Source organism: Bradyrhizobium sp. IC3123 (assembly GCF_020193625.1).
GTDB classification, from domain to species: Bacteria; Pseudomonadota; Alphaproteobacteria; order Rhizobiales; family Xanthobacteraceae; genus Bradyrhizobium; species Bradyrhizobium yuanmingense.
Genome location: NZ_JADYVF010000003.1, coordinates 338781 through 364235, shown reverse-complemented (window position 1 = coordinate 364235; position 25455 = coordinate 338781). Strand labels below are relative to the sequence as shown.

The window sequence follows — 25455 nt, the reverse complement described above, 5'->3', positions numbered from 1 at the left end:
GTTGTGTTATACAAGTGTATAACGCGCCGGAGGTCGGCCATGAAAATTGAGATCAAGAAGATCGGCAATTCGGATGGTTTGCTGTTGCCACGCGAGCTGATGCAGCGCCTCGATCTCAAGCGCGGCCAGCAATTGCATGTGGTGGAATTGCCTGGTGGTGGTTTTCAGCTGCTGCCCTACGACCCCGATTTCGAGCGGACGATGGAGATCGCCGACGAGATCATGGATAAGTATCGCGACACGCTCGCTGCGCTCGCAAAATAGCTGGCGATGCGCATGAGCGATCCTCAGGAGCCGCTCTGGGTCACCTACGAGCAGGCTGTCGCAATTCATGGTCGACAGCTCCGGCGCTTCGGCGGTGCGCCGGGATTGCGCGACGAAGGCATGCTGCGCTCGGCGCTGGAGCGCCCGATCAACAAATGGCGCTCGGAACAGGCGCCGTTGGACGAACTCGCTGCAGCCTATGCATTCGGCCTCGCGAAAAATCATGCATTCGTCGATGGAAACAAGCGCATCGCCTTCATGGCCATGATGGCTTTTCTTCGCAAGAACGGCGTAGCTTTCAGCCCCGATCCCGCGGAAGCGACAACGATCATCCTCTCCCTCGCCGCCGGCGAAGTCAGTGAGGAGAGTCTGACGCGATGGATCCGGGACAATTGGAATTCCAAATGACCCGATTTGCGGGAAAACCCCGCCTCGGTGCCGTTGCCCTGTCTAAATCTTTCAGGTATCCCAGCCCGAGAATTCGACGTTCGACTGGGGACATTCCATGGCTGACCATAGCGAAGTGGCGTACACCACCGCCGACGGCAACGACTACGTTGCCCACGAGCAGACCTATGAGGGCTTCATCAAGCTGGTGAAGTACGGCACGGTCTCGGTCGCGCTCATCGTGATCCTGATGGCGGTCTTTCTGACCTGATCCATCGTCGGCTGCATCCGCCAACGCCGGCGGCTGCTCATTAAATTTGCATACAAGCCGGTTTCAAAACCGGTATCCAAACGTTGCGGGAGTAACGCTAAGTTCGCGTGCGCGTTTTTGTCCGCGTCGCCGGAGGGCCTATGAAGATCGCCGTTGCCAAAGAAATAGATCCGTCGGAGCCGCGGGTCGCCGCTTCGCCTGATACGGTGAAGAAGTTCAAGGCGTTGGGCGCCGAGATCGCCGTCGAGCCGGGTGCCGGCATCAAATCGGGCCTGCCGGATTCCGAATTCACCGCGGTCGGCGCCACCGTCAGCGCTGACGCGCTCAAGGACGCCGACATCATCATCAAGGTGAAGCGCCCTGAGGCATCCGAGCTGGCGCAGTACAAGCGCGGCGCCCTCGTCATCGCCATCATGGACCCCTACGGCAACGATGCCGCGCTGAAGACGATGGCCGATGCCGGCATCGCCGCCTTCGCGATGGAATTGATGCCGCGCATCACCCGAGCGCAGGTGATGGACGTGCTGTCCTCGCAGGCCAACCTCGCCGGCTACCGCGCCGTGATCGAGGGCGCCGAAGCCTTCGGCCGCGCCTTTCCGATGATGATGACCGCAGCCGGCACCGTGCCTGCCGCAAAGGTGTTCGTGATGGGCGTCGGCGTCGCCGGCCTCCAGGCGATCGCGACCGCGCGCCGTCTCGGCGCCGTCGTGACCGCGACCGACGTGCGGCCCGCCACCAAGGAGCAGGTGGAATCCCTCGGCGCGAAATTCCTCGCCGTCGAGGACGAGGAGTTCAAGAACGCGCAGACCGCCGGCGGCTACGCCAAGGAAATGTCGAAAGAATACCAGGCCAAGCAGGCCGCGCTCACCGCCGAGCACATCAAGAAGCAGGACATCGTCATCACCACCGCGCTGATTCCGGGCCGCCCGGCGCCGAAGCTCGTCAGTGCCGACATGGTCAAGTCGATGAAGCCCGGCTCGGTGCTGGTCGATCTCGCCGTCGAACGCGGCGGCAATGTCGAGGGCGCCAAGGCCGGCGAAGTCGTCGACCTCGATGGCATCAAGATCGTCGGCTACACCAACGTTGCGGGTCGCGTTGCGGCCTCGGCCTCCAGCCTCTACGCGCGCAACCTGTTCTCCTTCATCGAGACCATGATCGACAAGAAAGAGAAGAAGCTCGCCGTCAACTGGGACGACGAACTCGTCAAGGCTACCGCGCTGACGAAGGACGGCGCCGTGATCCACCCTAACTTCCAGCCGAAAGCTTAAGGAGAGATTGCCATGGAGCACGCTGCACAGGTCGTCGACCCCTTCATCTTCCGGCTGTCGATCTTCGTCCTCGCCGTCTTCGTCGGCTATTTCGTGGTGTGGTCGGTGACGCCCGCGCTGCACACGCCGCTGATGAGCGTGACCAACGCGATCTCCTCGGTGATCGTGGTCGGCGCGCTGCTCGCGGTCGGCGTCGGCATGGTTTCGAGCGGCTCGGGCTGGGCGCGCGGCTTCGGCTTCGTCGCGCTCGTCTTCGCCTGCGTGAACATTTTCGGCGGCTTCCTTGTCACCCAGCGCATGCTGGCGATGTACAAGAAGAAGTCGAAGTAAGCGGCCACCTCGGGCTGAAGGGATCAATGGGGACCTGAGATGAGCGCCAATCTCTCTGCATTCTTGTATCTCGTGGCGGGGGTGCTGTTCATCCTGTCGCTGCGCGGGCTGTCGAGCCCGGCAACCTCGCGCCAGGGCAATCTGTTCGGCATGATCGGCATGGCGATCGCGGTCGCCACCACGCTGGCGAGCCATCCGCCGGCGGATGGCGTGGCCTGGATCCTCGTGATCCTCGCGGTCGCGATCGGCGGCGGCATCGGCGCGGTGATCGCCCGCCGCGTGCCGATGACCTCGATGCCGGAACTGGTCGCCGCCTTCCACTCGCTGGTCGGCATGGCCGCGGTGCTGGTCGCTGCCGGCGCGTTCTACGCGCCTGAGGCCTTCGACATCGGCAAGCCCGGCGCCATTCATGCATCAAGTCTGGTCGAAATGTCGCTCGGTGTCGCCATCGGCGCGCTGACCTTCACCGGCTCGGTGATCGCGTTCCTGAAGCTGTCCGCGCGCATGAGCGGCGCGCCGATCATCCTGCCGGCCCGTCACATCATCAACATCGCGCTGGCCGTGGCGCTGGTGTTCTTTATCGTCCGTCTCGTCCTCACCGGCGGCGCGTTCGACTTCTGGATGATCACCATCATCGCGCTGGCGCTCGGCGTGCTCATGATCATCCCGATCGGCGGCGCCGACATGCCGGTCGTGATCTCGATGCTGAACTCCTATTCCGGCTGGGCCGCCGCGGGCATCGGCTTCACGCTCGGCAACTCCGCGCTGATCATCACCGGCGCGCTGGTCGGTTCCTCGGGCGCGATCCTGTCCTACATCATGTGCCACGCGATGAACCGGTCCTTCATCTCGGTCATCCTCGGCGGCTTCGGCGGTGAGACCGCGGCGGCCGGCGGCGCCACGGGCGAGCAGAAGCCCGCCAAGCTCGGCTCGGCGGACGATGCGGCCTTCATCATGAAGAACGCCTCCAAGGTCATCATCGTGCCCGGCTACGGCATGGCGGTGGCGCAGGCCCAGCACGCGCTGCGCGAGATGGCGGACATGCTCAAGAAGGAAGGCGTCGAGGTGAAATACGCCATTCACCCGGTCGCCGGCCGCATGCCCGGCCACATGAACGTGCTGCTGGCCGAAGCCAACGTGCCCTATGACGAGGTGTTCGAGCTCGAGGACATCAACTCCGAATTCGCGCAGGCCGACATTGCCTTCGTGATCGGCGCCAACGACGTCACCAACCCGGCGGCCGAAGAGGACAAGACTTCGCCGATCTACGGCATGCCGGTGCTCCAGGTCTGGAAGGCCGGCACGGTGATGTTCATCAAGCGCTCGCTGGCGTCGGGCTATGCCGGTATCGACAATCCGCTGTTCTACCGCGACAACACCATGATGCTGCTCGGCGACGCCAAGAAGGTCACCGAGAACATCGTCAAGGCGATGTGACGGGGGGAGGGACCGTGGCCATCAATTAGGAATGGCACCAGTCCGATCGCATGCCGCCCAAGGCGTGCGCGAGCAGCGCGTCGCCTGGCACGCTGCCCACAAGGCGGCGTGCAGCTGCCGCGACGTTCCGGCGAGCCTGCGACCGACGTCATGAAATTGCTGCGGAGCCGTCGCAAGCCCTAGTCTCAAGCGAGGGAGCGGCCGCGCAATGATGAGCATTGTCAAGTGGATCGCCATCGTGCTCCTGACCGTCTATTGCGCCGGTCTCCTCGTGCTGTACGTCCGCCAGCGCGAGATGCTGTTTCCGATCCCGCCCGCCGGTCGCACCGCACCCGATGCTGCGGGCCTTCCTGAGGCGCAAGAGCATGTCTTGACCACGTCTGATGGCGAGCAGGTCATCGTCTGGCACGTGCCGGCCAAGCCCGGTCGTTCCGTGATCCTCTACTTCCACGGCAATGGCGATTTTCTCGCCGGCCGCGTCGGCCGTTTCAAGGCGATGACCGCCGACGGCACCGGCCTCGTTGCGCTGTCCTATCGCGGCTATGGCGGCTCGAGCGGGATGCCGAGCGAGCAGGGCCTGCTGCGCGACGCTGCAGCCGCCTACGCGTTCACCACCGCGCGCTATGCGGCGGAACGAATCGTCGCCTGGGGCTTTTCGCTCGGGACGGGCGTCGCGGTCGCGCTCGCCTCGGAGCATCGCGTTGGAAAACTCATCCTGGAGGCGCCCTATACGTCGGCGGCCGACATTGCGGGGTCATCGTTCTGGTTCGTTCCGGTCCGCCTCCTGATGCGCGACCCGTTCCATTCGGACCAGCGCATGTCGCGCGTCACGGTGCCGCTGCTGGTCATGCATGGCACCAATGACCTTGTCATTTCGATCCTCTTCGGAGAGCGTCTGTTCGCGCTCGCCCGCGAGCCCAAGCGGTTCGTTCGCATGGAGGGCGGCGGACACGACGATCTCGATCAATATGGCGCGATCGAAACCGCGAGAGGCTTCATTGGCGGCTGACGGCTTGGCTCAACGTTACCTCCCCGCGCTCGTCGTCTCCTGCTTGACGTTTCTGCCGCAGAACGCGCTTGCCGCGACCGGCCTCGATGGTGCGGCGATGCGCTGGCCCTATGCGCTGCCCTTTGCCAGCTTGTTGCTGTCGATTGCAATGGGGCCGCTGCTGTTGCCGAAGATCTGGCATCACCATTACGGCAAGATCACCGCTGCCTGGTCGCTACTGGCGCTCGCCGCGCTCGTCGTCTTCGCCGGCGGCATGGCGACACTGGCGGCGCTGGTCCATGCCATGCTCGCCGAATATCTCGGGTTCATCGTGCTGCTGTTCGCGCTCTATGTCGTGGCCGGCGGCATCCTCATCACGGGCGACATCAAGGGCACGCCGGCGGCGAATGTCGGCATCCTCGCGCTCGGCACGCTGGGGGCGAGCATCGTCGGTACCACGGGTGCCGCGATGATCCTGATCCGCCCCTTGATCCGCGCCAACCGGCAGCGGCGCCACAACACCCATGTCGTCATCTTCTTCATCATCCTGGTGGCCAATGTCGGCGGCGCGCTGAGCCCGCTCGGCGATCCCCCGCTGTTCGTCGGCTTCCTGCATGGCGTTGACTTCTTCTGGACCACGCGGACCATCTGGTTGCAGACCGCACTCGTCGCCGTCCTGCTGCTCGCGATCTTCGCCGTCGTCGACGTCTGGCGCTTTCGCAGTGAGCCGCCGCCCGCCGACACAGGCCGGGGAGAGCCGTTGCGCATCCGCGGCCTCGTCAATCTGGTGCTGATCGCAGCCATCGTCGCCAGCCTTCTCGCTTCGGCGATGTGGAGGCCCGACATTGCGTTCGACATTTTCGGTACCAAGCTGGAGCTGGAGGACGTCGCGCGCAACCTGGCGCTGCTGGCCATCGCGGCGCTGTCGGCGTGGCTGACGCCCGACGAGCACAGGCAGGCCAACGGCTTCACCTGGGAGCCGATCCGCGAGGTCGCAAAACTGTTCGCGGGCATCTTCGTCGCCATCATCCCGGTCATTGCCATGCTCAATGCCGGCCATCACGGCGCGTTCGCCTGGCTGCTGTCGGCGGTGACGGCGCCGGATGGCGCGCCGCGCGAGGTCGTTTATTTCTGGTTCACCGGCCTGATGTCCGCGTTCCTCGACAATGCGCCGACCTATCTGCTGTTCTTCGAGCTCGCCGGCGGCAATCCGCAGGTGCTGATGCATCAGCTCTCGGGCACGCTCGCCTCGATCTCCATGGGAGCGGTCTACATGGGAGCACTCACCTATATCGGCAACGCGCCGAACTTCATGGTGAGCAGCATCGCGCGCGAGAACGGCGTCGCGATGCCGAGCTTCTTCGGTTATCTCCTGCGCGCCGGCGCCGTGCTGATCCCGCTGTTCCTGTTGCTGACGTTCCTGCCGGTCGCACCGATCCTGCACTGGCATTGAATCCGCCGGCCGATTTGCTATTGCTCGCTTTCGTAGTTGGAGCCGATGATGAGCGCGCATGATCCGATGCCCCGGTCGGCCTGGGTCTTTCCGGCGCTGGCCCTGCTGTTGTTCGCAGCCGTCAGCGCCACGGATTACGTCTTCACGCTGTCGTTTGGCGGTCTTCTTTTCACCGTCGTCCTTCTGGTCATCCTGTTCGGCACGGTGTTCGCGGCGGTTCATCATGCCGAGGTGATCGCGGAGCGGGTCGGCGAACCCTACGGCACGCTGGTGCTGACGCTCTCGGTGACCATCATCGAGGTCGCTCTGATCACCACGATCATGCTGGGCGACAAGCCTGCCCCGGCACTGGCGCGCGACACCGTGTTCGCCGTGGTCATGATCGTCTGCAACGGCCTCGTCGGGCTCTGCATCTTCATCGGCGGCCTGCGCTATCGCGAGCAGGGTTTTCAGCTCTCCGGCGCCAACGTCTATCTCAGCGTCCTGTTCGCGCTCGCGACCATCACGCTGATCCTGCCGAACTACACCACCACCACGCCGGGGCCTGTCTATTCGGCGGTCCAGCTCGGCTTCGTCGACGTGGTCACGCTGGCGCTCTATGCGGTGTTTCTCTACACCCAGACGGTCCTGCACAAGGATTACTTCGTCCACGAGCGGGCGTACGCCGGCAGCGGCGAGGTGCATCTGTCGGGCAGGATGCTGGTGCTCAGCGTCGTGCTGCTGCTGATCGCGCTGCTGGCGGTCGTGCTGCTCTCCAAGAAATTCTCGCTGGTGGTCGACGCCGTCGCGGCCAAGATTGGCGCGCCGCCGGCCTTTGCCGGGCTTCTGGTCGCGCTTCTGATCCTGATGCCGGAAGGCGTCGCGGCCGTCTCGGCGGCCCGCCAGAACGACCTCCAGAAGAGCATCAACCTCGCTCTGGGATCGTCGCTGGCGACCATCGGCCTGACCATTCCTGCCGTCGGCGTCGCCACTTACGCGCTCGACAAGGAGCTCGAGCTCGGCCTCGGCGCCCAGGGCAGCGTGCTCCTGCTGCTGACCTTCTTCCTGAGCATGCTGACCTTCGGCACGGGCAGGACCAATGTCCTGTTCGGCCTGGTGCATATGGTGGTATTTGCCGTCTACGTGTTCATGGTTTTCGTACCCTAGAAGGAGCTCCCGGTGCTTGCCGCCCAGTCCGAGGTTCAGGTCGACAACGAAGAGGTCCGGGTGACGGAATGGCGGCTTGCCCCCGGCAGCGCCACCGGCCATCACACCCATGGCATGGACTATGTGATCGTTCCGCTCGCCGCCGGCGAGATGACCATCGTCGCGCCCAATGGCGAAAGGTCCAAGGCGCAGCTTGCCGCCGGGAAATCCTATTTCCGCAAGGCCGGCGTCCAGCATGACGTACTTAACGAAACCTCAACTGAGATCGTGTTCCTTGAAATTGAGCTGAAACGCTAGGGTCGCGCCCCTGTTTGCCATCGATCCGTCGCAGTTGATCCCTCACAATGCCCTAAAGTTCCCGCATCAGGTCGCGCGGGGAGTGTGGTCGGAATGCTGAAATACCTCGCAAAAATTTCGATGGATATTTTCCCCTCGGTGCTCGCGACGATCATCGGGGCCTACATCGTCAATCATTACATCAACGCCAAGCCGGCCGCCGACACCCCAGCCGCCGTGACCGCGCCTGCCCAGACCGGCAGCGACGGCAAACCCACCGATACCGCCAACCTTCCCGCCTCCGGCGTCAAGGCCAAGGGCATCCCCGAGAAGAGCGTGACGGACAAGGCGGCGGTCGAGAAGCCGGTCGATCATCCGCCGGCCGCCGAGACCAAGGCCGCAGACGTGGCTCCCGCTGACACCGGTCCGCGCGGACGTCCCTCTGCCCGCGACAAGGCCGCGGCGAAATCCGCACCGGCGGCTTCTGCTCCCGTGGTTGAGGCCAATTCGGCCCCGACGGCGGCTTCCGCGGCTCCCGACGCCAACGATCTGGCGCGTGCTGCGATCGAGCGCCTGCGCAAGTCGCCCGAGGGCAAGGCTGCCGAGGCCAGAGCGTCCGAGACCAAGCCGTCCGAGACCAAGCCTGCCGAGGCTCGCGCGTCGGAGACCAAGCCGGCTGAGCCTGCGGTGCGGGACGCCGCCCGCACGCCGGAGGCTCCGCGTGTCGTGAATGTGGAGCCGTCTCCAGTCCGTCCGCTGCCGCCGCCGATCAATGTCTCGACGCCCTCACCCGAGGCCTATGGCAATGGGGGCTCCAATCCGCCCTACACGGCCTCGATCGGCAACGATGATCCGAATCGGGTGACGCCGCCGGCCGACATTCCCGTGCCGGTCATCGCGCCGCCGCTCGACCTGCGTGCCGATGCGGGCGCCGCCCTGCCGCGGCCGAAGAAGACCAATGTCGCCGACGAGATGCTGTCGGGCATGAAGTCGATGTTCAACGCCGTTCTGCCCAAGAGCGCCACGCCCGACTAGAACTCCGCTCAGCCTCCGCCAAACCGTCAGCCGCCGACGCGGGCGAGACCGCTGCGAGCGGGTTCGTCGCGTGGACGAAGCGCAACCGCCTTGGTGTAGGACGCCGCCGCCTTGGCTTTGTCGCCCAAGCGCTCATAGACCTGACCGCGCGCGGTCCAGACCTGGGCATTGTTCGGATCGGCCTCGGAGGCTTCGTCGAGATCGGCTGCGGCCTCCTTGACCTTGCCGAGCGCGAGATAGCTGTTGGCGCGGCCCAGCAGCGGCTCGGCCTTTTGCGGGTTGAGTCCGCTGGCGGCGCTGAAATCGGCGATCGCGAAGTCGTGCTGGTTGTTGCCCTGGTAGATCAGGGCGCGGCCATAGAGCGCCTGCGCATTGTAGGGATCGAGGCCGATCGCGCGATTGAACTCGTCGAGCGCTGCCGCGGCCTCGCCTGACTTCGCCAGAGATTGAGCCTTCGCGGTATGGGCCTGGGCTTCGGTGACGTTGCCGGCGCTCACCGCGCTCTCGGCCGGCGCGGCGGCCTTGGGGGCCTCCTGCGGCTTGTCCTTCTCCGGCATCAGTGATCCCAGATCGAACGAGCAGCCGCCCAGCACGATCCCCGTCAGGGCCGCCGCGAGCGGCGGCTGCCAGATCCGGCGCCGTCGCGGAAGGCCGCGCTGGGAGAAAGGGGAGGCCATCTACGGTTGGCTCGCGCTAGAGCTTGATCCGACAAGTCCTCAAAACAATAACGCGGGCCTGGGGCCCGCGTCTTCGAAAACTAGAGTCTTGCTGAATCGGCTCAGCGCGGTCCGCGCGGACCTGCGCCGGGGCCGCCACGACCGCCGCGATCACCGCCCGGGCCGGCGCCGAACACCGGCTTCGGCTTCATCGGCAGCAGGCCTTCGCGCTGCAGCTTCTTGCGGGCCAGCTTGCGCGCGCGGCGCACGGCCTCGGCCTTTTCGCGGGCCTTCTTCTCGGAGGGCTTCTCGTAATGACCGCGGAGCTTCATCTCGCGGAAAATTCCCTCGCGCTGCATCTTCTTCTTCAGCGCCTTGAGGGCTTGATCAACATTGTTATCGCGAACGAGAACCTGCACGCGGCATCCTCTTCAGGTGGATCGGATTTGAATTCTGGTAAGTCAAAGGGGATGGCGAAACGCGCAAGCCCTTAACCTTGAGCGCGCGGATGTATCAGACAAAACCGCAGATGTCCACCGGCCAAGCGGATTTTCGGGCCAAGTTCGGCCATTAAATGCGGCGAAAATACCTCCATGCGGCCCCGATTTGGGCGATTTGGCGCCGAGGACGGGGCCGCACCGGAGCTTTGTTCCGGAATCTTTGCAATGAGGGACTACAATGGACATCAAAAAATATGCTGCCGAAGCCATCGGCACCTTCTGGCTGACATTCGCGGGCTGCGGAAGCGCGGTGATCGCCGCCGGCTTCCCGCAGGTCGGGATCGGGCTGGTCGGCGTGTCCCTGGCTTTCGGATTGAGCGTCGTCACCATGGCCTACGCGATCGGCCACATCTCCGGGTGCCATCTGAATCCGGCCGTCACGGTCGGTCTCGCCGCCGGCGGCCGCTTTCCGGCCGGCCAGATCCTGCCTTATGTGATCGCCCAGGTGGCGGGCGCGATTGTCGCCGCATCGCTGCTCTATGTCATTGCGAGTGGGGCGCCCGGCTTCGACGTCAGCAAGGGCTTCGCCTCCAACGGCTATGGCGCGCATTCGCCCGGTCAGTACAGCATGATGGCCGGCTTCCTCACCGAGGTGGTGATGACCATGATGTTCCTGTTCATCATCATGGGGGCGACCCATGGGCGCGCGCCGGCGGGTTTCGCTCCGCTGGCGATCGGGCTCGCGCTGGTGATGATCCACCTCGTCAGCATTCCCGTCACCAACACCTCGGTGAACCCGGCGCGCAGCACCGGCCCGGCGTTGTTCGTCGGCGGCTGGGCGCTGTCGCAGCTGTGGCTGTTCTGGGTCGCGCCGCTGATCGGCGGCGCGCTCGGCGGGGTGATCTATCGCTGGCTCAGCGAGGAGCCCAGCGGCGTCGTTGCGGGCGTGAAGACGGCGTAGTCACAATCGCCCGACGGGATTGCAGCTCTTGCTGCGATCCCGTCACGTGACGCGGGGCGGCCTGACTTCCGTCACGTGGCCCATCTTGCGGCCGGGGCGCGGCGCACCCTTGCCGTAGATGTGCACGGTCGCGCCCGGCACGCTCATCCACTTTTCGTAATCGTTGATCTCGTCGCCGATCAGGTTGGTCATGGTGACGACGTCGCCGTGGCGCACCGGCTTGCCGAGCGGCCAGCCGGCGATGGCGCGGATGTGTTGCTCGAACTGCGAGACGGAGGCGCCGTCGAGCGTCCAGTGCCCGGAATTGTGCACGCGCGGCGCGATCTCGTTGACCAGCACCTTCGGTCCGGTGCCGCCTGCCAGCACGAACATCTCGACCGCGAGCACGCCGACATAGTCGAGCGCGCTTGCGATTTTGCTCGCGATGCTGCGCGCCTCCTCGGCTAGCGCGTCAGGAATCGGCGCGGGCGCACGCGATATCTTCAGGATGTGGTCGCGGTGCTCGTTCTCGGTGACGTCGAAGCACTCGACCTCGCCCGTGGCCGCGCGCGCGGCGATCACGGAGATCTCGCGCTCGTAGGGCACGAAGGCCTCCAGGATCGCCGATTTGGTGGCGAGGCTGGTCCACACCTTCGCGATGTCGTCGCCCTCGCGGATGATGGCCTGGCCCTTGCCGTCATAGCCAAAGCGGCGGGTTTTCAGCACCGCTGGAAGGCCGATCCTGGCGATCGCCTCGCGCAGCGAGGAGACGGAGGTGACGTCGGCGTAGGCGGCAGTGCCGATCCCGAGCTTCGTCACGAAATCCTTCTCGGCGAGCCGGTCCTGGGTCGTCTCGAGGATCTTGCGGTTGGGCAGCACCGGGCGGCGCGCGTCCAATACTAGCGCGGCTGCCGCCGGCACGTTCTCGAATTCGTAGGTGATGACGTCGACATCATGCGCGAACAATTCGAGCGCCTCGACGTCGGCATATTCGGCGCAGGTCGCGTTCAGCACGACGTCGAAGGCCGGTGAATCCGGATCGGGCGAGAACACCTGGCAGCGTAGGCCGAGTCGCGCCGCGGCCATGGCAAGCATCCGGCCCAATTGTCCGCCGCCGAGGATTCCGATGGTGTCACCGGGCTTCAGCTTCACGTGCCTGGTGTCCGTCACGCCTTGTCCTCCGGCCGCTCGGCGACCGCCTCGGTCTGGGCCTTGCGCCAGGCGGCGAGGCGATCCGACAGGGCGGGGTCGGACAATGCCAGCACGGCGGCTGCCAGCAGCGCGGCATTGATCGCGCCGGCCTTGCCGATGGCGAGGGTGCCGACCGGAATGCCCGCGGGCATCTGGACGATCGAATAGAGCGAATCGACGCCCTTGAGCGTCTTGGATTCGACGGGAACGCCAAACACCGGGAGTTCCGTCAGCGCCGCCGCCATGCCCGGCAGATGGGCCGCGCCACCGGCGCCGGCGATGATAATCTTGTAGCCTGCGGCCTTGGCACCCTTGGCGAATGCGAACAGCCGGTCGGGCGTGCGGTGGGCCGAGACGATGCGGCTGTCGGCAGCAATGCCGAGCGCGTCAAGCGTGTCGGCGGCGTGCCGCATCGTGTCCCAGTCCGACTGGCTTCCCATGATGATGGCGATCGGCGCGGTCATGACGTCAATTGTGCCCAGAAAAACAGAGAGATAGGCCAGATTAATGATTCCGGCCGGCGGCTCGCAAGGCGGTGGCAAGGAGAAGGGAATCCACTATCCTGTCTTGGTGAATCCCCGCAAGCCTTCATTGAGCACGATGCCCATGAAGAAACCGAAAAGGGCGAGCCCTGCGAAGGCCAGAAAGGGCCGGAACATGAGCGCCGCCCGATCCAAAGCCGTTTCGAGCCGCGCGGCCAAACCGGCCTTGCGCAGAGCGCCGGCTGCCGATGACGGCAAGGCGATCATCCGCGGCCTCAGGAGCAAGCTCAAGGCGGCCCTGCTGCGGATCTCGGAGCTCGAGGCGGCCGCCGATACCGATTTCCTGCTCGGGATTCCCAACCGGCGCGGTTTCGAGCGCGAGCTCGCGCGCGCCATCGCCTATATGAAGCGCTACCGCGCCAGCGGGGCGCTGATCGTGCTCGACGTCGATCGGCTGAAGCCGATCAACGATTCCTTCGGTCATGCCGCCGGCGATGAGGTGCTCAAGGCGATTGTCGCCACGCTGACGCGACAGATCCGCGCCTCCGACGTGGTCGGCCGGCTCGGGGGCGACGAGTTCGCGCTGCTGCTCTGGAATCTCAGCGAGACCGATGCGAAGGTCAAGGCTGCGGCCTTGGAGCAGGCGATCGACGAATTGTCATTCGTTTTTCGCGGCCAGCACGTGGCCGCGGGCGCCTCGGCCGGCGTCGCGCTGCTCGGTCCGCAATCCGCTGCAGGCCGCGCCCTGGAGGAGGCGGATGCCGCCATGTATGTGCGCAAGGCGAGCCGCCGGCACGAGCCGCGGATCAGGCTGGTCGGCGGCGAGCGCTAGTCTAGAGGGTGGCAAGATCTTCCGGCACGTTGCCGAACTTGCGCAGCAGCGTCGCGTCGCCGAATTCGCCGGTCATGGGATCGCCGCTGCGGCTGAACGCGATCGCGCCGATATGGCCGGCGCCGCGCGCCAGCATCTCTGCGCGTCGCAGCGCCGCCGTCGAGGACTGACACTCCTCTGCAGCGCCTGCGACGGGTGATCCGTCGTCATCGATCAAGAAGGGCATTGCAACGTAATAGGTCACATCCGACATGGCGTTGCTCCAAGGTTGAAGATTATGCGGCGCTGCTCTTGCTCCGCATCTTGCTGCGCGAGATCTCCGGAATGCAGCCGGCTGAAATCGCCGCCTGCAATTCCTCCAGCTCGGCTTCCAGATATTCGTTGGCCATGATCAGCGCCTTGATGGTGCTGCGCAGATTGCCGTCGCACATCGCGATCGCCTGATCGCAGGCCTGTTCGTAATGGCTGTTGTCGAAAAGGGCGGTTGCCGACATCTGCGTTGTCCTCGTGTGTTGTCCTTGAGCGTTCTCTGAGGTGTTGGGGCGCCCGCGAATGTTCCTATTTTGTTCTTATTGAGTCAAGCGGATTCGGAAGCGGCGGGGCGCCGCGCAAGACCGGCTCACGGTCAGGCGATGATGTCGGGGGTGATCTGGTCTTCGATGAACGCGATGCGGTCGCGCAACAACAGCTTGCGCTTCTTCAGGCGCTGTAACCGCAACAGGTCGGGGGCGGGCGATTGATGCAATGCATCGATCGCCGCATCGAGATCTCGGTGTTCCTGCTGCAACCGGGTGAGCTCGGCTTCGAGCTCACGCTCATCTTCATTGGTCATGTCTGCGGTGGCCGAAAACCGATAGGCGTGAGATCCGGGCTGTGGATGCCCTGTGGAAATTATCGTCCTTGCGCCGCGTGATCGCAAGCGATCTGCGATCCCTCGTCCCCGATCTCCAGCAACATATTTCTGCAGGGAGCTGCGGCGGTGCGTGGGCGTATTGATATCATGGATTTTTCCGGCGTGGTTCCCTTAGTCACGCTTCGTTACATATGAACTTTCAAAAATGACGCTGCAACGACGGATACCCATCGACAGGACGAATCGGTGATGTAGACTTGGTTGTCCGGATCGAATCCTAAAGGTTCAACCCTACCGAGGAGGTTTCGAATGACAATTCAGGCACATCTCGTTGAATTGGAACGGAAGCACAAACTTCTCGAAAACGAATTGCACGAAGCTCTCGTGCACCTTTCAACAGACGACCTGCAAATTGTTGAGTTGAAGCGCCGGAAGTTGATGGTCAAGGACCAGATCGAGCGTCTGAAGCAATCTGGCGACACGCTCCACTAGTAACCCCCGTGACAGTGTAGAGTTGATCACGTCCTTCACGCAGGGATGAGAGCATCCGTGCTCATCCCTGCTGCAAGGTGTGTACCGTGCAACACGGTTGTGCGGCGCTCATTCTTGCTTGGACCCGTGGCTCTCGACGCGCACACTTATCCGCTTCTCGAAACACTGTCGATATCTGCGAGCTCGGCGACGTGATCGGCGATCGCGAGCGAGGACGTCAGTCCCGGCGATTCGATGCCGAACAGATTGATCAGGCCTGCAACGCCGTGATCGCGCGGGCCCTGCATCAAGAAATCCTGCGTGGCCACGGCCGGCGGCACGATCTTCGGGCGGATGCCCGAATAGCTCGGCATCAGCGCGCCGTCAGGCAGCGTCGGCCAGTATTTGCGGATCGCGGGATAGAAGCGCTCGGCGCGTGACGGATCGACCTCGTAGTCGATCGTCTCGATCCATTCGACGTCAGGCCCGAAGCGCGCCTGTCCTGCCATGTCCAGCGTCAAGTGCACCCCGAGGCCGCCGGGCTCCGGCACCGGATAGATCAGACGCGAGAACGGCGCCTTGGCGTTGCAGCTGAAGTAGTTTCCCTTGGCGAGATAGGCCGGCGGAATCCGGTCCAGCGGCATGCCGTCGATGTTGCGCGCCACATGCGTTGCCGACAGCCCCGCGGCGTTGACGAGGAGGTTGCATTGCAGCGTCATCGGTGCCTCGCCGCCGGCATCGATCTCGATGAGGCCGGCCGCCGCCTTGGCACGGATCAGCGGGGTGTGAAACGCGAAAGCTGCGCCGGCGTCCTCGGCTTCGCCGCGCAGTGAGAGCATGTAGGAATGGCTGTCGATGATGCCCGTCGACGGTGACAGCAGCGCGGCGTCGCAGGCGAGCGCCGGCTCCAGCGCGCGTGCGGCCTCGCCCGAGAGCAGCTGCATGTCGAGCACGCCGTTGGCCTCGGCATGCGCCTTGATCGATTGCAGCTTCTCGGTCTCCTTCGGGCTGGTCGCGACGATCAGCTTGCCGCAATTTTTGTGCGGGATGCCGCGCTCGGCGCAGTAGCGGTACAGCGCGTGCTTGCCTGCCACGCACATGCGCGCCATCCAGCTCCCGGCCCGGTAGTAGATGCCGGCATGGATCACCTCGCTGTTGCGCGAGGAGGTGACGGTGCCGATCGCCTCGGCTTCCTCCAGCACGATCACCTCGCGCCCGGCCTGGGCGAGCTTCCGGGCCACCGCGAGCCCGACCACGCCGGCTCCGATGACGACGCAATCGACCCTATCCATGGTTGTGCAGGATACCAGTTGGAAGCACCGGTGGCGCACGGTCCGGATGCGGCGGCGCAGGCGGGGCTTCCGTTAAGAAGTCGTTTATCATGTCAGGGCAATTGCCGCATTTTATGTCACATTATTCTGTTGTGCCCACAGGCGTTTACCCGATCCAAACCCGCGAAGCCAGACAATCCGACGTTGAAATCGCGGGTGGCTGATGGCTGAGAAGAACTGGCACGTGGGCAGCACGCTTTGGATTGCTGTGCACGCCCTCCTATGCCTGGCCGTTACGGGCGCGCCTGCGCGCGCCTTTGCGGCATCGGACAGCCTTGCCGTTCCGGGCGATCTCACCAGGCTTGATCCCGGCGTGATCTGGGAAGCCCTCATCGCGGGCATCGTGGTCTGCTCGTTCCTCGCCGCGATCGGGCTGTGGATCCATTCCTCGCTGCGCCGGTCCAGCCGTTTGCAGCTGCGTCGCAACGCCTTCATCTCCTCCGCCATGAACAACCTCAACCAGGGCGTGGTGATGACGGATGCGCAGCGCCGCGTCATCTTCTGCAATGACCGCTATCTCGAGATCTATGGCCTGACGCGATCCGACCTCCGGCCCAACATGACCGGTTGCGACATCCTGAGGCTGCGCCGCGAGCGCGGAGTGCTCGGCGTCACCGATGACGAATTTTACCGGAAGGCATCGAGCGCCAATGGCCTGACCACGGAACTGCCGGACGGACGGGCTATCCTGGTGAAGTATTTCGTGTTGCCGAACGGCGGCTCGGTGGCGACCCATCTCGACGTCACCGAGCAGCGCAACCTGTCGCGGCAGCTCGCCTCCACCAAGCAGTTCCTGGAATCGGTGCTCGATCATGTGCCGGCCTGCGTGGCGGCCAAGAACATCGAGGACGGCTGCTACATCTTCGCCAACAGCGCCTATGAGAAGTTCTGGGGATTGTCGCGGGACTTCGCCGTCGGCAGGAATGCACGGGAGCTGTTTGCGTCGGCCTCGGCGGCCAGCATCGAGGCCGCTGACCAGGCCGCGCTCAATTCGCCGGATGGCCAGCACCGCAATGAGTTCGAGGTGGATCGTGCCGGCGCGCGGCGCATGGTCGCCTCGATCCGGATCGTGGTCCGCAACGAGAGCAACAAGCCCGAATTTCTGCTCATCCTGTTCGAGGACATCACCGACCGCCGCTCGCTGTCGCAGGAGCTGGAGAGCACCAAGAAGTTCCTCGAGCTCGTGGTCGACAACATCCCGGTTGCGCTGATCGTGGAGCAGGTCAAGGACGGCCGCTATCTGCTCGCCAACCGCAGCGCGGAGACGATCCTCAACCGCAGGCGCGAGGAAGCCACCGGCCTGACCGCGTCCGACATCTTCAACGCCAAGGAAGCCAGGCTGATCGTCGCGCGCGACGAGGCCGCGATCAAGAAGCGCGGGATGATCACCGAGGAGCATCCGATCTCTACCAAGAACGGCCTGCGGCTGTTCCTCACCCGCCGCGCCACCGTGGTCAATGATGCCGGCGAGCCGCAATATCTGATCAAGACCCACGAGGATGTCACCGACCGCCGGCAGACCGAGTCGCGCATGGCGCACATGGCCTATCACGACGGCCTCACCGATCTGCCGAATCGCGCGGCCTTCCTGCAGGCGCTGACTCAGATGATCGAGGCTTGCGAGGGCACGGACGAGGAGTTCGCCGTGCTCTGCGTCGACCTCGACGGCCTCAAGGAGGTCAACGACGTCTTCGGCCATGCGCTGGGCGACAAGCTCCTGATCGAGGTCGCCCATCGGCTGCAGGATTCCGCACGCGGCGGCGTGGTGGCGCGCCTGTCCGGGGACGAGTTCGGCCTGATCATCGACGGCAAGCAGCCCGAGGCGGGCCTCGCGCTGGCGCAGCAGATCGGCGAAGCTGTCGCGAGGGACTTCCAGATCGACGGCCGCCCGGTCCGCGCCGGCATCACCACGGGCATGTCGGTCTTTCCCCACAATGGCACCGATGGCGCCTCGCTGCTCGCCAATGCCGGCGCGGCGCTGTTCCGCGCCAAGCAGAAGTCGCGCGGCACGATCAGCCTCTACCAGCCCGAGATGGACCAGCAGATCCGCGACCGCCGCGTGCTGCACCAGGACCTCTCCATGGCGGTCAAGAACGGCGAGCTCTCGCTCGCCTTCCAGCCGCAGGGGGCCGCGGGCCACAGCGTCGCCGAGAGCGAGATCATCGGCTTCGAGGCGCTGGCGCGCTGGCAGCATCCGGTGCGCGGCCAGGTTTCGCCGGCCGAATTCATTCCCATCGCCGAGGAGAGCGGCCTCATCGTCGAGATGGGCGAGTGGATCCTGCGCGAGGCCTGCCGCGAGGCGGCGTCCTGGCCGAAGCCGCTGCAGGTCGCGGTCAATCTGTCGCCGGCGCAGTTCATGCACGGCGACGTGGTCGGCCTCGTCCATTCGATCCTGATCGAGACGGGCCTCGCACCCGGCCGGCTCGAGCTCGAGATCACCGAAGGTGTTCTGATCGAGGATTTCGATCGCGGCCTTGCGCTGCTGCGCCGCCTGAAGGCGCTCGGCGTGCGCATCTCCATGGACGATTTCGGCAGCGGCTATTCTTCGCTGAGCTATCTCCAGGCGTTCCCGTTCGACAAGATCAAGATCGACCGCGCCTTCATCATCAATCTCGGCCGCAACCCGCAATCGGCGGCGATCGTGCGCGCCGTCATCGACCTCGGCCACGGCCTCGAAATGTCGATCATCGCCGAGGGCGTCGAGACGCTCGACCAGCTCGCCTTCCTCGCCAAGGAAGGCTGTGACGGGGTGCAGGGCTATCTGCTCGGCAAGCCGTTGCCGATCGGCAAATATGCCGGGCTCGTCGGCCGCGCCGAAGCCATGGAGCTTGCGCTGAAGACCGGTTAGAGCGTTTTCGAGCGAAGTGGACAGCGGCTCGCGTCAAGAAAACGCGTCAGAATATGAATCTAGAGCCACCGTTCCGATTTCATCGGAACGGAAATCGCTCTAGTGGATGGGAGTGCTTCGCTCCCATTCGACGGCTTCATGGCGGATTACGACCTCGCGATCATCGGCGGCGGCCTGAACGGCGTCAGCCTCGCCCGCGATGCGGCGGGCCGCGGCCTGCGGGTGATCCTGTTCGAGCAGGGCGATCTCGGCGGCGCGGCGTCGTCGGCCACACCGCGGCTGATCCACGGCGATCTCTCGGTGCTGGAGCGCCGCGGCTTTTGGCGGGTGCGCCGGGCACTGGCCGAGCGCCGGACCTGGCTCGCCATCGCGCCGCATCTGGTGCGGCCGATGCGTTTCGTGATTCCTGCACATGTGGACGAGCGTCCGCCGTGGCTGCTGCGGGCCGGCCTGTTTCTTTATGACGTCCTCGCCGGCCGGAGCGGCCTGCCCGGATCGACGACCCTCGACATCACCCATCACCCGGTCGGCAACGCGCTGAAGCGCCCGTTCGGCACGGCGTTCGAATATTCGGACTGTATCGTCGACGATTCCCGCCTTGTCGTGCTCACGGCGCTGGACGCCGCCGAGCGTGGTGCGACGATCCGGACCGGGGCGCGCTGCGTGCGTGCCGACCGAACCGACATCTGGCGGCTCGCCGTGGTCGATCGCGGCCACCGCCGCTCCGTTACAGCAAGGGCGCTGGCCAATACCAGTGGCGGCTGGACCTCGATCGTCGCGGAGACCGTCCTGCGCCAGCCGCAGCCCGCCGCCACGGCCATGCAGATGAGCCAGATCATCGTGCCCAGGCTGTTCGATTCAGACAATGTCTACGTGTTCCAGAACAGCGACGGCCGACTGATCTTCGCAAGCCCGTTTGAGCGCGCGTTCACGCTGATCGGCACAGTCACGCACGATTTCACCGGCGACCCCGCCATCGTGGCGGTGCGAGGGGCCGATGTCGGTTATCTCTGCGAAGCGGCGAGCCGCTACTTCCGCGAGCGCGTCGCCCCGACCGACGTGGTCCGGACGGTCTGCGGCGTCAATCTGAGGCCGGCGTCCGCGCGGCAACGCGAGGGCACAACCCTGTTCCACGCGCGCCGGCGCAAGGCACCGCTGATCACGATGTTCGGCGGCGACCTCACCACCGCGCGCCGGCGCGCCGAGCGGGCGGTGACGAGGCTGACGCCGTTCTATCCGATGTCGCCGCCCTGGACCGCCGGCGCAGCGCTGCCAGGTGGAGATTTCGCCTGGGATCGTTTCGACACCGAGGTCGACCTCGCACGCGAGCGCTGGCGCTTTCTGTCCGAGCCGGAAGCCCAGCGCCTGGTCGCGGCCTACGGCTCGCGATTGGCGGCCGTGCTCGGTGAAGCAAGGACGCGCAAAGAGCTTGGCCCAGCCTTCGGTCCCGAACTGACCGGCGCGGAGGTGCGATATCTCATGACCCACGAATGGGCGCGTTTTCCGGATGACGTTCTGTGGCGCCGTTCCAAGCTGGGCCTGACAATGCCTGCGGCGGACCACGACGCGCTGGCGGCGTTCATGGCAGATCTGAGCCGGTCACTGGTGTAGCCCGGATGGAGCGAAGCGAAATCCGGGAGAGTCTCTGCGCCGGCGAACAGCCGCGGATTCCGCTTCGCTCCATCCGGGCTACGGCGGCGCGATGTAAGTTTTCCCCGAACCGGTTGAGCTAAACACGATCGGCCGCTAGCGTGCGGCGGAATCGGGGTTGGCAGGGACCATGGCGGAAGAATTGCCCGGGATGAACGTTGCGGCTGAAGCGGCTGGCGGGGACGCATGCCCGGCGCCCGGCCAGCCGCTGCTGCGCATCGAGGGCGTCGCCAAGACCTTTGGCACGTTCCGCGCCGTCGACGGCGTGTCGCTCGATATCAAGGCCGGCGAGTTCTTCGCGCTGCTCGGCCCGAGCGGCTGCGGCAAGACCACGCTCTTGCGCATGCTCGCGGGCTTCGAGGCGCCGGACGAGGGGCGTATCCTGCTCGGCGGCAAGGATATCGCGCAGGCGCTGCCGCACGAGCGCCCGATCAACATGATGTTCCAGAACTATGCGCTGTTCCCGCATCTGTCGGTACGCGACAACATTGCCTTCGGCCTGAAGCGCGCCGGCATGCCGCGTGCCGACATCGCCACGCGCGTCGCGGAGATGGTGGCGCTGGTCAAGCTCGAGGGATTGGAGAAGCGCAAGCCGGACCAGTTGTCCGGCGGTCAGCGCCAGCGCGTGGCGCTCGCCCGCGCATTGGCGCGCCGCCCGCAACTCCTGCTGCTCGACGAGCCGCTCGCAGCCCTCGACAAGAAGCTTCGCGAAAACACGCAAGCCGAGCTGATGGAACTGCAGCGGCGGCTCGGCATGACCTTCATCATCGTCACCCACGACCAGGAGGAGGCGATGACGATGGCGAGCCGGATCGGCGTGATGAAATCAGGCAAGCTCGCCCAGGTCGCGAACCCCCGCGAGCTCTATGAGGCGCCGCGCTCGCGCTGGATCGCCGAGTTCGTCGGCGACATCAACCTGTTCGACGGCGAGTCAAAATTGCGCGACGGTCATCGTCTGGTCATCGGCACGCGCGATGCGGGGGCGCTGGTGGTGGCCGAGCCGCGTGAGGCGGTCGGCACCGGAAAACTGGCGGTCGCGATCCGCCCCGAGAAGGTCAAGCTGTCGCGCCGCGGCCCGGCCAACGAGGCCGGTCGTGAGACGGCGATCAACACCCTCGAGGGCGTGATCGCGGACATCTGCTATCTCGGCGGCACCACCACCTATAAGGTGAAGCTCGACACCGGCGGGATGCTGCAGGCGTCGGTCGCTAACAGCGCGCGGCTGGATGTCGACGCCTACAGCCTGAACCAGCATGTCGTCGCCTGGTTCACGCCCGACGATTGCGTGGTGCTGCAATCATGAGCTCGCGCCGCATCTTCGCAAAGCCGGCGCGCTTCGCGGCCATCGCGCCCTATGTCTGGATGGTGCTGTTCTTCCTGGTGCCGTTCGGCTTCGTGCTCAAGATCAGCCTGTCGCAGACCGCGATCGCGCAGCCGCCTTACGAGCCGGTGTTCGACCTCACGGCGGGATGGAACGCGCTGAAGGCAGCGTTCGCTGCGCTCTCGGTCGACAATTTCAAGCTGCTCGCCTCCGACGACATTTACGTCTTCGCCTATGTCCGCAGCCTCACCGTCGCCCTCACGGCCACCGCGCTACTGCTCCTGATCGGCTATCCCATCGCCTACGGGATGGCGCGGCTGCCGCAGCGCTGGCAGGCGGTGGCGATGGTGCTGGTGATCGTGCCGTTCTGGACCTCGTTCCTGATCCGCATCTACGCCTGGATCAACATCCTCCAGCACGACGGCCTGCTGAACCAGGTCCTGCTGGCGCTGCATCTTTTCAGCCAGCCCGTGGTGTGGCTCTCCACCGACACCGCGATGTATATCGGCATCGTCTATTCCTATCTGCCGTTCATGATCCTGCCGCTCTACGCGACGCTCGCCAAGATGGAGCCGGTGCTGGAGGAAGCGGCTGCCGATCTCGGCGCGCCGCCCTGGCGGGTGTTCTGGCTCGTCACCTTCCCGCTGTCGCTGCCCGGTGTCGGCGCCGGCGTGCTCTTGTGCTTCATCCCGATCGTCGGCGAGTTCGTCATTCCCGACCTTCTGGCCGGCTCCAATTCGCTGATGATCGGCCAGACCCTGTGGCTCGAATTCTTCACCAACAAGGACTGGCCGGTTGCCTCGGCTGCCGCGATCGTGCTGCTGGTCGTGCTGCTGGTGCCGCTCTTGCTGTACGAGCGGCTGCAGAAGCGGCAGCTGGAACAGGGAAGATAGCGCGATGCGCAAGGTCTCCCGCCTGTCCCGCTTCAACATCGCCTCGCTCGCGCTGGGGCTGGCGTTCCTCTATTTGCCGATCCTGATCCTCGTTCTCTATTCCTTCAACGCTTCGCGCCTGGTGACGGTGTGGGGCGGCTGGTCGCTGCGCTGGTATCATGAGTTGTTCAACGATCGCGCCATGATCGAGGCGGCCTGGATGAGCCTGCGGGTCGCTGTCGCCTCCGCGACGATCGCGACGCTGCTCGGCACGCTCGCAGCGGTGGCGCTGTCGCGCGGTGAACGCTTTCGTGGTCGCACCCTGTTCTCAGGCATGCTCTACGCACCGCTGGTGATGCCGGAGGTGATCACCGGATTGTCGCTGCTCTTGCTGTTCGTTGCGCTGAACGCCGAGCGGGGTTTCTGGACGGTGACGATCGCCCACACCACGCTCACCATGTGCTTCGTCACGGTGGTCGTGCAGTCGCGCCTCGGCTCGCTCGATCGCTCGCTGGAGGAGGCGGCGATGGATCTCGGCTGCAATCCCGTCGGTGCGTTCGTTGCCGTAACGCTGCCGCTGATCGCCCCTGCAATCGTCGCCGGCTGGATGCTGGCGTTCACGCTGTCGCTCGATGATCTCGTGATCGCGAGCTTCACCACGGGCCCAGGCTCGGCGACGCTGCCGATCCGCATCTATTCGGAGGTGCGGCTCGGCGTGAAGCCCGAGATCAACGCGATCTGCACGCTGGTGATCGCGCTGATCGCGGTGGTGATCGTGATCGCTTCGCTCGCCTCCAAGCTGTCGAGCTCGCAGGGCGAGAGCGCGGCGCCGCTGTAGAGGAGAGCGTCACTCCGGAGCGATACGCAGCATTGAACCATGGTGCGGAATAGCGCACCTGAGAAGCTCGAGATTCCGGGTCTGGTCCTTCGGACCATCCCGGAATGACAGCCTATTTACGACTTCACCGCACCCGCCGTGAGCCCGCCCACCATGTAGCGGCGGAAGGCGTAATAGACCGCGGCCGGCGGCAGCGCGTAGATGAAGCCCGTCGTCATCAGCAGCTCCCAAGGCGAGTCGTCGGCGGCGAGGAAGTTGCCGAGCGCGACGGGGAGGGTGATGTCGCGGTCGTTCGACAGCAGCAGGAACGCGTAGAGATACTCGTTCCAGGCCAGCAGCACCGCATAGGTGCCGATCGCGACCAGCGAGGGCATCATCAGCGGCAAATAGACCAGGCGGAAGATCTGCAGCGTGGTGGCGCCGTCCATCACCGCGGCTTCGTCCAGCTCCACCGGCAGCTTGTCCGAGGCCTGCTTCAGCACCCAGATCGCGTAAGGCGAGGCGATCGTCACCATGGCCAGGATCAGCGACCAGTGATTGTTGAGCAGGCCGTAATTGCCCATCGTGCGATACATCGGGACCGCGAGGAACGCCGCCGGAATGAAATAGGTGAAGAGCGCGAGGTTCAGCACGGCGCGGCCGCCCGGCACCTTCAATCGCGAAATCGCGAACGCCGCGGCGGTCGCGATGAACAGCGTGAGCACGCCCACGGAGACTGCGATCAGCGTCGAATTCCAGAACTGGGCGTAGAAGTCGCGCAGGAAGTAGTGCTGCTGCTTGAACACGATTTCGAAGTTGTGCAGCGTCGGATGGTCCGGCCACAGCTTGCCCGAGAACGCGTCCTCCTTCGGGGAGATCGCGAACAGGAACATGTGGTAGATCGGGATCATCGTCCACAGGAAGACGGGAATGCCGATCAGCAGCAGCCGCGCTTCCGTCGCGACGTCACGGAGGGAGGGAAGCTTCATCGCGACAACCGTTTCATCATGAAGTAAACCAGTGGCAGGACGAACGGCATCGCGCAGACGATGGATGCCATCGCGAGCGAGAGCTGGTCGAGCCGAAGATAGCGGATGCCGAGCGTCGCCAGCACGTGCGTGAGGTCGGCAGGTCCGCCGCCGGTGAGCAGGTAGACGCTGTTGAAATCGCCCAGCGTCCAGATCATCGAGAGCAGCGTGCAGGTGACGTAGAGCGTCTGCATCGACGGCCAGGTGATGTAGCGGAATTTCTGCCACCAGCTGGCACCGTCGACCTCGGCGGCCTCGAACAGATCGTGCGAGATCGCAAGGCGCCCGGTGATCAGGATCAGCGTCCAGAACGGCAGCGACTTCCAGATGTGCACGGCGATCGCCATGCAGAGCGCGACGGTCGGGTCGTTCAGCCAGTTCGGACCGTCATCGCCGGTCAGGGAGAAGATGAAATGGTTGACCATGCCCCATTCGGGATTGAGCATGAAGCGCACCGACAGGATGGTCGGGATCGACGGCACCGCCCAGGGCAGGATGAAGATCACCGACAGCCATCTGATCCAGGTGCGCTGCTGCGCGAAGAAGCCGGACAGGAACAGCGCAATCATCATCTTGATGTTGATGCCGACGACCAGGAAGATCAGCGTGTTGATTGCAGCGCGCGCGAAGATCGGGTCGTGATATAGCGCCACATAGTTTGCCGGATCGCGTGCCAGCCAGAGCCCGTAGCAGACGGGATAGACGACGAAGGCAAGGAAGACGAGCAGATAAGGTGTTAGCAGGAGGATGCCCCAGACCTGCGCCGGGGTCAGCCGCGACGACAGGGGCGGGCCGGGTATTGCCTGATCGCCAGAGAGCGTGATCGCCATTCTTTCGGACTCTTCAAAGAGAAGCCGGCCGCGAGACG

Annotated in this window: 29 protein-coding genes; 19 read left to right on the top strand and 10 right to left on the bottom strand. The window is 64.8% G+C overall.

The features are described from left to right. The first annotated feature begins 39 nt into the window (after window positions 1–39). The 11 genes from I6F20_RS11820 (at window position 40) to I6F20_RS11770 (ending at window position 8855) form a co-directional block, all read left to right on the top strand. Window positions 40–264, top strand: a complete 225-nt coding sequence (locus I6F20_RS11820) for an AbrB/MazE/SpoVT family DNA-binding domain-containing protein (RefSeq protein WP_035998672.1) — start codon at window positions 40–42, stop codon at window positions 262–264. 12 nt (window positions 265–276) lie between these two features. Further along, complete coding sequence (locus I6F20_RS11815) at window positions 277–672, top strand: type II toxin-antitoxin system death-on-curing family toxin (protein WP_074447732.1); 396 nt, start codon at window positions 277–279, stop codon at window positions 670–672. A 97-nt stretch (window positions 673–769) separates the two neighbouring features. Continuing rightward, a complete protein-coding gene (locus tag I6F20_RS11810; protein WP_035998674.1) occupies window positions 770–922 on the top strand; it encodes an aa3-type cytochrome c oxidase subunit IV in 153 nt (50 codons plus the stop codon). A 140-nt stretch (window positions 923–1062) separates the two neighbouring features. Further along, the gene (locus tag I6F20_RS11805; RefSeq protein ID WP_225126284.1) at window positions 1063–2190 is read left to right on the top strand and encodes a Re/Si-specific NAD(P)(+) transhydrogenase subunit alpha; all 1128 of its coding nucleotides are present in this window, start codon (window positions 1063–1065) and stop codon (window positions 2188–2190) included. A gap of 12 nt (window positions 2191–2202) precedes the next feature. Then, window positions 2203–2520: a proton-translocating transhydrogenase family protein gene (locus I6F20_RS11800; protein WP_035998681.1), complete on the top strand. Its 318-nt coding sequence runs from the start codon at window positions 2203–2205 to the stop codon at window positions 2518–2520. A 39-nt stretch (window positions 2521–2559) separates the two neighbouring features. Continuing rightward, window positions 2560–3957: an NAD(P)(+) transhydrogenase (Re/Si-specific) subunit beta gene (locus tag I6F20_RS11795; RefSeq protein WP_225126282.1), complete on the top strand. Its 1398-nt coding sequence runs from the start codon at window positions 2560–2562 to the stop codon at window positions 3955–3957. A gap of 211 nt (window positions 3958–4168) precedes the next feature. Beyond that, window positions 4169–4966 carry an alpha/beta hydrolase gene (locus I6F20_RS11790; RefSeq protein WP_225126654.1) on the top strand — a complete coding sequence of 266 codons (798 nt, stop codon included), beginning with the start codon at window positions 4169–4171 and terminating at the stop codon, window positions 4964–4966. After that, window positions 4926–6398, top strand: coding sequence for a sodium:proton antiporter (locus I6F20_RS11785; RefSeq protein ID WP_518513056.1), 1473 nt, complete (start codon window positions 4926–4928; stop codon window positions 6396–6398). The genes I6F20_RS11790 and I6F20_RS11785 overlap by 41 nt, the downstream gene beginning before the upstream one ends. Window positions 6399–6446: 48 nt before the next feature. Then, window positions 6447–7544: a calcium:cation antiporter gene (locus tag I6F20_RS11780; RefSeq protein WP_035998688.1), complete on the top strand. Its 1098-nt coding sequence runs from the start codon at window positions 6447–6449 to the stop codon at window positions 7542–7544. A 12-nt stretch (window positions 7545–7556) separates the two neighbouring features. Beyond that, complete coding sequence (locus I6F20_RS11775) at window positions 7557–7841, top strand: cupin domain-containing protein (RefSeq protein WP_035998690.1); 285 nt, start codon at window positions 7557–7559, stop codon at window positions 7839–7841. A gap of 93 nt (window positions 7842–7934) precedes the next feature. Further along, window positions 7935–8855: a hypothetical protein gene (locus I6F20_RS11770; RefSeq protein WP_225126279.1), complete on the top strand. Its 921-nt coding sequence runs from the start codon at window positions 7935–7937 to the stop codon at window positions 8853–8855. 26 nt (window positions 8856–8881) lie between these two features. On the opposite strand, the gene I6F20_RS11765 is transcribed toward I6F20_RS11770, so the two are convergent. Both I6F20_RS11765 and rpsU read right to left on the bottom strand, forming a co-directional pair. Then, complete coding sequence (locus I6F20_RS11765) at window positions 8882–9532, bottom strand: tetratricopeptide repeat protein (RefSeq protein ID WP_074447704.1); 651 nt, start codon at window positions 9530–9532, stop codon at window positions 8882–8884. 101 nt (window positions 9533–9633) lie between these two features. Further along, window positions 9634–9930 (bottom strand): 30S ribosomal protein S21, encoded by a 297-nt coding sequence (rpsU, locus tag I6F20_RS11760; RefSeq protein ID WP_008546194.1) that lies wholly within the window; start codon window positions 9928–9930, stop codon window positions 9634–9636. A gap of 259 nt (window positions 9931–10189) precedes the next feature. Between rpsU and aqpZ the strand changes: the two genes are divergently transcribed. Beyond that, complete coding sequence (gene aqpZ, locus I6F20_RS11755; protein ID WP_035998714.1) at window positions 10190–10912, top strand: aquaporin Z; 723 nt, start codon at window positions 10190–10192, stop codon at window positions 10910–10912. 42 nt (window positions 10913–10954) lie between these two features. On the opposite strand, the gene I6F20_RS11750 is transcribed toward aqpZ, so the two are convergent. Further along, on the bottom strand, window positions 10955–12061 hold the full coding sequence (locus I6F20_RS11750) for a 5-(carboxyamino)imidazole ribonucleotide synthase (protein WP_225126278.1): 1107 nt from the start codon (window positions 12059–12061) through the stop codon (window positions 10955–10957). After that, window positions 12058–12546: a 5-(carboxyamino)imidazole ribonucleotide mutase gene (purE, locus tag I6F20_RS11745; RefSeq protein ID WP_035998720.1), complete on the bottom strand. Its 489-nt coding sequence runs from the start codon at window positions 12544–12546 to the stop codon at window positions 12058–12060. The genes I6F20_RS11750 and purE overlap by 4 nt, the downstream gene beginning before the upstream one ends. Before the next feature lie 142 nt (window positions 12547–12688). Here purE and I6F20_RS11740 point away from each other — a divergent pair, with 142 nt between their 5' ends. Further along, a complete protein-coding gene (locus I6F20_RS11740; protein ID WP_225112934.1) occupies window positions 12689–13396 on the top strand; it encodes a GGDEF domain-containing protein in 708 nt (235 codons plus the stop codon). A gap of 1 nt (window position 13397) precedes the next feature. Here I6F20_RS11740 and I6F20_RS11735 read toward each other — a convergent pair whose 3' ends face one another. The 3 genes from I6F20_RS11735 to I6F20_RS11725 all read right to left on the bottom strand — a co-directional run bounded on the left by I6F20_RS11735 (window position 13398) and on the right by I6F20_RS11725 (window position 14228). After that, the gene (locus I6F20_RS11735) at window positions 13398–13649 is read right to left on the bottom strand and encodes a hypothetical protein (RefSeq protein WP_036021965.1); all 252 of its coding nucleotides are present in this window, start codon (window positions 13647–13649) and stop codon (window positions 13398–13400) included. A 22-nt stretch (window positions 13650–13671) separates the two neighbouring features. Beyond that, complete coding sequence (locus I6F20_RS11730) at window positions 13672–13890, bottom strand: hypothetical protein (protein ID WP_035998725.1); 219 nt, start codon at window positions 13888–13890, stop codon at window positions 13672–13674. A 131-nt stretch (window positions 13891–14021) separates the two neighbouring features. Then, window positions 14022–14228, bottom strand: a complete 207-nt coding sequence (locus I6F20_RS11725; RefSeq protein WP_008546179.1) for a YdcH family protein — start codon at window positions 14226–14228, stop codon at window positions 14022–14024. A gap of 330 nt (window positions 14229–14558) precedes the next feature. Here I6F20_RS11725 and I6F20_RS11720 point away from each other — a divergent pair, with 330 nt between their 5' ends. Further along, window positions 14559–14741, top strand: coding sequence for a YdcH family protein (locus tag I6F20_RS11720; RefSeq protein ID WP_008546178.1), 183 nt, complete (start codon window positions 14559–14561; stop codon window positions 14739–14741). 146 nt (window positions 14742–14887) lie between these two features. Here I6F20_RS11720 and I6F20_RS11715 read toward each other — a convergent pair whose 3' ends face one another. After that, window positions 14888–16012, bottom strand: a complete 1125-nt coding sequence (locus I6F20_RS11715) for an NAD(P)/FAD-dependent oxidoreductase (RefSeq protein ID WP_035998729.1) — start codon at window positions 16010–16012, stop codon at window positions 14888–14890. Window positions 16013–16214: 202 nt separating this feature from the next. On the opposite strand from I6F20_RS11715, the gene I6F20_RS11710 reads away from it, so the two are divergent. From I6F20_RS11710 to I6F20_RS11690, 5 genes are all read left to right on the top strand, one after another. Next, a complete protein-coding gene (locus I6F20_RS11710; protein WP_225126277.1) occupies window positions 16215–18899 on the top strand; it encodes an EAL domain-containing protein in 2685 nt (894 codons plus the stop codon). 138 nt (window positions 18900–19037) lie between these two features. Continuing rightward, window positions 19038–20510: a glycerol-3-phosphate dehydrogenase gene (locus tag I6F20_RS11705; RefSeq protein ID WP_225126276.1), complete on the top strand. Its 1473-nt coding sequence runs from the start codon at window positions 19038–19040 to the stop codon at window positions 20508–20510. 169 nt (window positions 20511–20679) lie between these two features. After that, the gene (locus tag I6F20_RS11700; protein WP_225126275.1) at window positions 20680–21852 is read left to right on the top strand and encodes an ABC transporter ATP-binding protein; all 1173 of its coding nucleotides are present in this window, start codon (window positions 20680–20682) and stop codon (window positions 21850–21852) included. Then, window positions 21849–22763: an ABC transporter permease gene (locus tag I6F20_RS11695; RefSeq protein ID WP_225126274.1), complete on the top strand. Its 915-nt coding sequence runs from the start codon at window positions 21849–21851 to the stop codon at window positions 22761–22763. Before I6F20_RS11700 ends, I6F20_RS11695 begins: the two co-directional genes overlap by 4 nt. A gap of 4 nt (window positions 22764–22767) precedes the next feature. Continuing rightward, window positions 22768–23580: an ABC transporter permease gene (locus tag I6F20_RS11690; protein ID WP_036041161.1), complete on the top strand. Its 813-nt coding sequence runs from the start codon at window positions 22768–22770 to the stop codon at window positions 23578–23580. A gap of 116 nt (window positions 23581–23696) precedes the next feature. Here I6F20_RS11690 and I6F20_RS11685 read toward each other — a convergent pair whose 3' ends face one another. Both I6F20_RS11685 and I6F20_RS11680 read right to left on the bottom strand, forming a co-directional pair. After that, window positions 23697–24548: a carbohydrate ABC transporter permease gene (locus I6F20_RS11685; RefSeq protein WP_035998760.1), complete on the bottom strand. Its 852-nt coding sequence runs from the start codon at window positions 24546–24548 to the stop codon at window positions 23697–23699. Then, a complete protein-coding gene (locus I6F20_RS11680; protein WP_035998764.1) occupies window positions 24545–25417 on the bottom strand; it encodes a carbohydrate ABC transporter permease in 873 nt (290 codons plus the stop codon). The genes I6F20_RS11685 and I6F20_RS11680 overlap by 4 nt, the downstream gene beginning before the upstream one ends. Between the last annotated feature and the right edge of the window lie 38 nt (window positions 25418–25455).

Bases quoted from the DNA above. Each gene is read 5' to 3' on its own strand.
- I6F20_RS11820 (WP_035998672.1), top strand. From the start codon at position 40: ATGAAAATTGAGATCAAGAAGATCGGCAATTCGGATGGTTTGCTGTTG.
- I6F20_RS11815 (WP_074447732.1), top strand. From the start codon at position 277: ATGAGCGATCCTCAGGAGCCGCTCTGGGTCACCTACGAGCAGGCTGTC.
- I6F20_RS11810 (WP_035998674.1), top strand. From the start codon at position 770: ATGGCTGACCATAGCGAAGTGGCGTACACCACCGCCGACGGCAACGAC.
- I6F20_RS11805 (WP_225126284.1), top strand. From the start codon at position 1,063: ATGAAGATCGCCGTTGCCAAAGAAATAGATCCGTCGGAGCCGCGGGTC.
- I6F20_RS11800 (WP_035998681.1), top strand. From the start codon at position 2,203: ATGGAGCACGCTGCACAGGTCGTCGACCCCTTCATCTTCCGGCTGTCG.
- I6F20_RS11795 (WP_225126282.1), top strand. From the start codon at position 2,560: ATGAGCGCCAATCTCTCTGCATTCTTGTATCTCGTGGCGGGGGTGCTG.
- I6F20_RS11790 (WP_225126654.1), top strand. From the start codon at position 4,169: ATGAGCATTGTCAAGTGGATCGCCATCGTGCTCCTGACCGTCTATTGC.
- I6F20_RS11785 (WP_518513056.1), top strand. From the start codon at position 4,926: ATGGCGCGATCGAAACCGCGAGAGGCTTCATTGGCGGCTGACGGCTTG.
- I6F20_RS11780 (WP_035998688.1), top strand. From the start codon at position 6,447: ATGAGCGCGCATGATCCGATGCCCCGGTCGGCCTGGGTCTTTCCGGCG.
- I6F20_RS11770 (WP_225126279.1), top strand. From the start codon at position 7,935: ATGCTGAAATACCTCGCAAAAATTTCGATGGATATTTTCCCCTCGGTG.
- I6F20_RS11765 (WP_074447704.1), bottom strand. From the start codon at position 9,532: ATGGCCTCCCCTTTCTCCCAGCGCGGCCTTCCGCGACGGCGCCGGATC.
- aqpZ (WP_035998714.1), top strand. From the start codon at position 10,190: ATGGACATCAAAAAATATGCTGCCGAAGCCATCGGCACCTTCTGGCTG.
- purE (WP_035998720.1), bottom strand. From the start codon at position 12,546: ATGACCGCGCCGATCGCCATCATCATGGGAAGCCAGTCGGACTGGGAC.
- I6F20_RS11740 (WP_225112934.1), top strand. From the start codon at position 12,689: ATGAAGAAACCGAAAAGGGCGAGCCCTGCGAAGGCCAGAAAGGGCCGG.
- I6F20_RS11735 (WP_036021965.1), bottom strand. From the start codon at position 13,649: ATGTCGGATGTGACCTATTACGTTGCAATGCCCTTCTTGATCGATGAC.
- I6F20_RS11730 (WP_035998725.1), bottom strand. From the start codon at position 13,890: ATGTCGGCAACCGCCCTTTTCGACAACAGCCATTACGAACAGGCCTGC.
- I6F20_RS11725 (WP_008546179.1), bottom strand. From the start codon at position 14,228: ATGACCAATGAAGATGAGCGTGAGCTCGAAGCCGAGCTCACCCGGTTG.
- I6F20_RS11720 (WP_008546178.1), top strand. From the start codon at position 14,559: ATGACAATTCAGGCACATCTCGTTGAATTGGAACGGAAGCACAAACTT.
- I6F20_RS11715 (WP_035998729.1), bottom strand. From the start codon at position 16,012: ATGGATAGGGTCGATTGCGTCGTCATCGGAGCCGGCGTGGTCGGGCTC.
- I6F20_RS11710 (WP_225126277.1), top strand. From the start codon at position 16,215: ATGGCTGAGAAGAACTGGCACGTGGGCAGCACGCTTTGGATTGCTGTG.
- I6F20_RS11705 (WP_225126276.1), top strand. From the start codon at position 19,038: ATGGCGGATTACGACCTCGCGATCATCGGCGGCGGCCTGAACGGCGTC.
- I6F20_RS11700 (WP_225126275.1), top strand. From the start codon at position 20,680: ATGGCGGAAGAATTGCCCGGGATGAACGTTGCGGCTGAAGCGGCTGGC.
- I6F20_RS11695 (WP_225126274.1), top strand. From the start codon at position 21,849: ATGAGCTCGCGCCGCATCTTCGCAAAGCCGGCGCGCTTCGCGGCCATC.
- I6F20_RS11690 (WP_036041161.1), top strand. From the start codon at position 22,768: ATGCGCAAGGTCTCCCGCCTGTCCCGCTTCAACATCGCCTCGCTCGCG.
- I6F20_RS11685 (WP_035998760.1), bottom strand. From the start codon at position 24,548: ATGAAGCTTCCCTCCCTCCGTGACGTCGCGACGGAAGCGCGGCTGCTG.
- I6F20_RS11680 (WP_035998764.1), bottom strand. From the start codon at position 25,417: ATGGCGATCACGCTCTCTGGCGATCAGGCAATACCCGGCCCGCCCCTG.